The sequence below is a fragment of the Mycobacterium sp. E2497 genome (assembly GCF_001668695.1).
Lineage (GTDB): Bacteria > Actinomycetota > Actinomycetes > Mycobacteriales > Mycobacteriaceae > Mycobacterium.
The window spans coordinates 1-6242 of the sequence record NZ_LZKD01000136.1 but is presented as its reverse complement, the minus strand read 5'-3'; the positions used below and the strand labels follow the sequence as shown (position 1 = coordinate 6242).

The window sequence follows — 6242 nt, the reverse complement described above, 5'->3', positions numbered from 1 at the left end:
TGGTCGCAAGTCGAAGCGGGCGAAACGCGCCGAGTACGAGAACATGCAGGCGCCGGTCGTCGGCGGCGTGCGGTTGCCGCACGGCAACGGCGAGACCATCCGGCTGGCCCGCGGCGCGTCACTTTCCGACTTCGCGGACAAGATCAACGCCAACCCGGCCTCGTTGGTGCAGGCGCTGTTCAACCTCGGGGAGATGGTGACCGCCACCCAGTCCGTCGGTGACGAGACGCTCGAGCTGCTGGGCAGCGAGATGAATTACGTCGTCCAGGTCGTCAGCCCGGAGGACGAGGACCGCGAGCTGCTGGAATCCTTCGACCTGACCTACGGCGAGGACGAGGGCGGCGAGGAGGACCTGCAGACCCGTCCGCCGGTGGTGACCGTGATGGGTCACGTCGACCACGGTAAGACGCGACTGCTGGACACCATCCGGAACGCCAGCGTGCGCGAGGCCGAGGCCGGTGGCATCACCCAGCACATCGGTGCCTACCAGGTGGGCGTCGACTTCGAGGGCAGCGAGCGGCTGATCACGTTCATCGACACCCCGGGTCACGAGGCGTTCACCGCCATGCGTGCCCGCGGCGCGAAGGCCACCGACATCGCGATCCTGGTGGTCGCCGCCGACGACGGCGTGATGCCGCAGACGGTGGAGGCGATCAACCACGCGCAGGCGGCCGACGTGCCGATCGTGGTGGCGGTCAACAAGATCGACAAGGAGGGCGCCGACCCGGCCAAGATCCGGGCCCAGCTCACCGAATACGGTTTGGTCGCGGAGGATTTCGGCGGCGACACGATGTTCGTCGACATCTCGGCGAAGGAAGGCACCAACATCGAGGCGCTCGAGGAGGCGGTGCTGCTGACCGCCGACGCCGCCCTGGACCTGCGGGCCAACCCCGACATGGAGGCCCAGGGTGTGGCGATCGAGGCGCACCTGGACCGCGGTCGCGGCCCGGTCGCCACGGTGCTGGTGCAGCGCGGCACGCTGCGCGTCGGCGACTCCGTGGTGGCCGGCGACGCGTACGGCCGTGTCCGCCGCATGGTCGACGAGCACGGTGACGACGTCGAGGAGGCGCTGCCGTCGCGGCCGGTGCAGGTCATCGGGTTCACGTCCGTGCCGGGCGCCGGCGACAACTTCCTGGTCGTCGACGAGGACCGCATCGCTCGCCAGATCGCCGACCGGCGCAGCGCGCGTAAGCGCAACGCGCTGGCGGCACGGTCGCGCAAGCGGATCAGCCTGGAGGACCTGGACTCGGCGCTGAAGGAAACCAGCCAGCTGAACCTGATCCTCAAGGGCGACAACGCCGGTACCGTCGAGGCGCTCGAGGAGGCCCTGATGGGCATCCAGGTCGACGACGAGGTGATGTTGCGCGTCATCGACCGCGGTGTCGGTGGCATCACCGAAACCAACGTCAACCTGGCGTCGGCCTCCGATGCGATCATCATCGGCTTCAACGTGCGCGCCGAAGGGAAGGCGACGGAGCTGGCCAACCGCGAGGGCGTCGAGATCCGCTACTACTCGGTGATCTACCAGGCGATCGACGACATCGAGAAGGCCCTGCGCGGCATGCTCAAGCCGATCTACGAGGAGAACCAGCTGGGGCGGGCCGAGATCCGCGCCATCTTCCGGTCCTCCAAGGTCGGCATCATCGCCGGCTGCATGATCAGCTCGGGCGTGGTGCGCCGCAACGCCAAGGCCCGGCTGTTGCGGGACAACATCGTGGTCGTCGACAACCTGTCGATCACTTCGCTGCGACGGGAGAAGGACGACGTGACCGAGGTCCGCGAGGGCTTCGAATGCGGTATGACGCTGGGCTACTCCGACATCAAGGAAGGCGACATCATCGAGTCCTACGAGCTCGTCGAGAAGGAGCGCGCCTGATGGCCGATCCGGCTCGGGCGCGCCGACTGGCCAAACGCATCAACACGATCGTCGCCTCGGCGATCGAGTTCGAGATCAAGGATCCGGGGCTGGACGGGGTGACCATCGTCGACACGAAGGTCACCGCCGACCTGCACGATGCGACGGTGTTCTACACCGTGATGGGCCGAACACTCGACGACGAGCCGGACTACGCCGCCGCTGCCTCGGCGCTGGAGCGGGCCAAGGGCGCGCTGCGCACGATGGTCGGGGCGGGCACCGGTGTACGCTTCACGCCCACGTTGACCTTCACCCGCGACACCACGTCGGACACCGTCCAGCGGATGGACGAGTTGCTGGCCCGCGCCCGGGCGGCGGACGCCGACCTGGCGCGGGTTCGCTCGGGAGCCAAGCCGGCCGGCGAGGCCGATCCCTACCGTGCCAGCGGGCCCAGCGACGGGGATGCCGGTGACGACGACCGACGCCAAGACTGAGCTGTCCCGCGGCGCGGGAGCCGGAGCGCGGGTCGACGTCCGCGGGGCGGTCGAATTGCTCTCCGCCGCAGCGACTATCGCGGTGGTCGCCCATGTCCACCCCGACGCCGACACGATCGGCGCGGGCCTGGCGCTGGCGCTGGTGCTGGACAGGTGCGGCAAGACCGTCGAGGTGGGTTTCGCCGAGCCGGCGACGCTGCCGGAGTCGCTGTCGTCGCTGCCCGGTTGCCGGCTGCTGGTCGATGCGAACGCCATGCGGCGCGACGTCGATCTGGTTGTCACCGTTGATGTTCCGAGCCTCAAGCGACTGGGCGCGCTGAGCGACCTGGCCGGTGCGGGGCGGGAGTTGCTGGTGATCGACCACCACGCCTCCAACGAGATGTTCGGGACCGCCAACTTCGTTGACGTGTCGGCGGATTCAACCACCATGATGATCGCCGACATCCTCGACGCGTGGGACAAGCCGATCGACCCCGACGTCGCGCACTGCATCTACGCGGGGCTGACGACGGACACCGGGTCCTTCCGCTGGGCCACGGCCCGCGCCCTGCGGCTGGCGGCCCGGCTGGTCGAGACGGGCGTCGACAACGCCGCGATCAGCCGCACGCTGATGGACACCCACCCCTTCACCTGGCTGCCGCTGCTGTCCCGCGTGCTGGGCTCGGCGCAGTTGCTGCCCGACGCGGTGGGCGGCCGTGGGCTGGTGTATGCCGTTGTCGGGCACCAGGATTGGGTGACATCGCGCCCGGAGGAAGTCGAGAGCATCGTCGACGTCGTGCGCACCACGCAGCAGGCCGAGGTGGCCGCGGTGTTCAAGGAAGTCGACCCGCAGCGGTGGTCGGTGTCGATGCGGGCCAAGGCCGCGGTGGATCTGGCGGCCGTCGCGTCCGCATTCGGCGGGGGCGGCCACCGGCTGGCGGCCGGCTATTCGGCGAGCGGCCCGATCGACGACGTCGTGGCGGCGCTGCGCACGGCGCTGGGTTAGAACAGGCTAGAAAGCCCAGCTGCCGGAGCGTTGCAGCACGAACCCGTGGTCCCCGCTGGTGGTGTCCAGGCAGGCGACCAGGTTGTCGGCGCCGACGGCGCACGTGACGTTCAGGTAGGTCAACTTCTGGCCCGCGCTCAACAACTTGCCGGCCGGCGGCAGGGCGGCCGGGCTGCCGTCGCAGCCGCCGTAGGACATGCGGCTCAACTGGTAGCCGGGCCCCTTGAACTCGGCCGAACCCACCAGGCAATCACCCGGGTGCGGGCGTCCGCCCAGTACGGGGACGTCGTCGATGCCGGGCATGTCGCCCTTGCACTTGATGTCCTGTGACGGCTGCGGCGCCGGTGCCGGGCCGCCGTAGAAGTCGCACACCAGGGTGTAGGGGGTGGAGAAACTGATCCGGGGCGCAGTTCCCGGACCGGTGCTGGTCACAAAGCCGTCCGCCGGGACGGGCGCGAAGCCGTCCAGGTTGGGAAATCCCGGCGGCGGCAGGGCGGCCGCACGCGGTGCGAGTCCCGCGATCGCGGCCACCGCGAGCGTCACGGCGCCCGCGAACACCCTCACGATGACATCGACGACAGCACGCATCAGCTGATCGTATTGGTTGCCCGCGACCGGCGGGGCCGGACCGCCGCGCCTACCGGACCTGGGCCCGCCCCCGCTGCAGCACCGCCTCGCGGTTGGCGGCGATGTCGTCGCCGCTGGTGCGGAACTGGCGGGCCGCCGTCGCTTCGAGCCACAGCCCCGCGCTGGTCTGCGCATCGTCGATCCGGTGATAGGACGCCAGCAGCGCGCGCACCGCGTCCTGGTTGTTGCCGACGATCGACGCCGCCACCCCGCGGGCGGTGGCCAACAGCTGGTCGTGCGGCACCACCTCGGTCACCAACCCGGCGCGCAGCGCGTCCGTGGCCGACAGATAGTCCCCGGTCATGCTCATCCGCCGGGCCAGCCCGACGCCCACCTTCTGCGGCAGCCGCACGCTCAGCCCCCAGGTGGGCAGCAGGCCCACCCGGGCGTGGGTGTCGGCGAACCGGGCGTTCTCCGAGGCGATCAGGATGTCGCAGTACAGGGCCAGCTCCAGCCCGCCGGTCACGGCGGCCCCGTTGATCGCGCCGATGACCGGCTTGCTCAGCGCCGGCCAGCGCGGGGAGATGTCCGGAAGCGCCGAGGAACCGCCCAACTCCTTGAGATCGAGTCCCGCGCAGAACACCGGGTCGGTGCCGGTGACGATGATGACGTCGACGGCATCGTCGGTTTCCGCGTCGGCCAGGGCCCCGAAGAACCGGTCCCGCAGCGCCGAGGACAGCGCGTTGCGGGATTGCGGCCGGTTGAGGGTCAGGGTGCGCACCCGCTCGTCGGTGTCGATCAGCAGGATGTCGTCGGTCATGAGATCACCGTAAAGGGTCGGGTGCCCCGCCTATCGTTGAGGCATGTGCAGGAACATCACCGAGCTACGTGGCCTTGAACCGGCGGCCACGCCCGAGGAGATCGCGGCGGCGGCGCGCCAGTACGTGCGCAAGGTCAGCGGGATCACCCGACCCACCGGGGCCAACGCCGAAGCCTTCGAGGCGGCGGTCGCCGAGGTCACCGAGACGACGACGCGGTTGCTCGCGGCGCTGCCCGCGCGGCGACAGCCGCCCAAGACCGTCCCGCCGCTGCGCCGGCCCGTGGGGGTACCACCCGCTCGCGGGGGGCGTGATCGCCCGACTGGCCGGGGCGCGATGACGGCCAGCGCGACATGACCATCACCGCGACATGACCAACACCGCGACATGACCATCACCGCGACCATGCCCGCGCTCAAGGAGTGGAGCGCCGCCGTGCACGCCCTGCTCGACGGCCGCCAGCGGGTGCTGCTGCGCAAGGGCGGCATCGGGGAGAAACGGTTCGACCTGGCCGCCCGCGAGTTCCTGCTGTTCCCGACCGTCGCGCACAGCCACCGCGAGCGCGTCCGGCCCGAGCATCGCGATCTGCTCGACGGGGCGGCCGCCGACAGCACCGAGGACCGTCTGGTGATCCGGGCGGCCGCGAAAGTCGTTGCGGCCGTGGAGGTCAACCGGCCGGAGGGCCTGGCGGCGATCGAGGACCTGCACATCTGGACCGCCGAGTCGGTGCGGGCCGACCGGCTCGACTTCCGGCCCAAGCGCAAGCTGGCCGTGCTGGTGGTGGCGGTGCACCCGCTGAGGAAGCCGGTGGAGATCACCCGGACGCCCGAGTACGGCGGCTGCAAGAGCTGGGTGGAGGTGCCGGTGCGCGCGCCGGTGGCGCCGCCGGTGCTGGACGAAGCCGCGCTAGCCGAGGTCGCCGCGCGCGTCCGCGGCGCCGTTGGCTGACAGGTCCGGCGGCCCGACGGGCAGCAGCAACCGGGAGCGTCCGTACCGCACCGTGTGGGTGGCCGGCCTGGACTGCCGTCCCGTCAGGATCGGCTCATCGGTGCCCAGGTTGCGGGCATAGCGCGGAAACCAGCTGCCGGCGATCAGCACGCGGATGCGTGAGCCGGCGCGGAAGCGGTGGGCGATGCCGTCCAGCTCGACGCGGACAGTCTTCTTCGAGTTCTTGGCCGGGTTCTTGGCAGGGGTGTCCAGCCGCCGGTAGCCGTCGCTGACGTTGGTCGACCGACCCCTGGCGTCGACCTCGCTCACCCGCACGAACAGGTCGACATGCGGGGTGTCCGCGCCGTGCGCCAGCTCGACGACCGGGCTGCCGTAGATGCAGAGGTCCTGCGTGAGGGTCAGGCTGGTGAAGGCCAGCACGTCGTCGCGCGCCGCGAGCCGGCTGTCGTCGCGATAGCCGCCGTTCGGCGACAGCAGGGGGCCGCCGGTGGTGGGCGTCGGGTGGGCCGGGTCGTAGCGGAAGGTCGCCGGCGCCAACCGGGTCAGGTCCGTCGGCGCGGTCTCACCCAGGTGAC

8 protein-coding genes are annotated in these 6242 nt (G+C 70.6%); 5 read left to right on the top strand and 3 right to left on the bottom strand.

Features of this window, described 5'->3' with window-relative positions:
* From infB to A5713_RS11410, 3 genes are all read left to right on the top strand, one after another.
* Positions 1 to 1876 (top strand): translation initiation factor IF-2 (gene infB, locus A5713_RS11420; protein ID WP_082972904.1); only part of this gene is annotated, 1876 nt, incomplete at its 5' end.
* Complete coding sequence (gene rbfA, locus A5713_RS11415; RefSeq protein WP_067925335.1) at positions 1876 to 2349, top strand: 30S ribosome-binding factor RbfA; 474 nt, start codon at positions 1876 to 1878, stop codon at positions 2347 to 2349. The genes infB and rbfA, both read left to right, overlap by 1 nt.
* Entirely contained in the window at positions 2324 to 3334 is a 1011-nt protein-coding gene (locus A5713_RS11410) for a bifunctional oligoribonuclease/PAP phosphatase NrnA (RefSeq protein ID WP_102419882.1), read from the top strand. Before rbfA ends, A5713_RS11410 begins: the two co-directional genes overlap by 26 nt.
* A gap of 6 nt (positions 3335 to 3340) precedes the next feature.
* On the opposite strand, the gene A5713_RS11405 is transcribed toward A5713_RS11410, so the two are convergent.
* Both A5713_RS11405 and A5713_RS11400 read right to left on the bottom strand, forming a co-directional pair.
* Positions 3341 to 3922 (bottom strand): hypothetical protein, encoded by a 582-nt coding sequence (locus A5713_RS11405; protein WP_068095556.1) that lies wholly within the window; start codon positions 3920 to 3922, stop codon positions 3341 to 3343.
* 49 nt (positions 3923 to 3971) lie between these two features.
* Positions 3972 to 4721 (bottom strand): enoyl-CoA hydratase, encoded by a 750-nt coding sequence (locus tag A5713_RS11400; protein ID WP_068095554.1) that lies wholly within the window; start codon positions 4719 to 4721, stop codon positions 3972 to 3974.
* A gap of 43 nt (positions 4722 to 4764) precedes the next feature.
* Here A5713_RS11400 and A5713_RS11395 point away from each other — a divergent pair, with 43 nt between their 5' ends.
* Together A5713_RS11395 and A5713_RS11390 are read left to right on the top strand one after the other, a co-directional pair.
* Positions 4765 to 5076 carry a DUF2277 domain-containing protein gene (locus A5713_RS11395; RefSeq protein WP_082972903.1) on the top strand — a complete coding sequence of 104 codons (312 nt, stop codon included), beginning with the start codon at positions 4765 to 4767 and terminating at the stop codon, positions 5074 to 5076.
* A 30-nt stretch (positions 5077 to 5106) separates the two neighbouring features.
* The gene (locus A5713_RS11390) at positions 5107 to 5667 is read left to right on the top strand and encodes a DUF1802 family protein (protein WP_068095552.1); all 561 of its coding nucleotides are present in this window, start codon (positions 5107 to 5109) and stop codon (positions 5665 to 5667) included.
* Here the strand turns inward: A5713_RS11390 and A5713_RS11385 are convergent.
* A partial coding sequence (locus A5713_RS11385) for a CocE/NonD family hydrolase (protein WP_156751852.1) occupies positions 5626 to 6242 on the bottom strand: 617 nt, incomplete at its 5' end. The two genes, A5713_RS11390 and A5713_RS11385, sit on opposite strands and share 42 nt — an antisense overlap.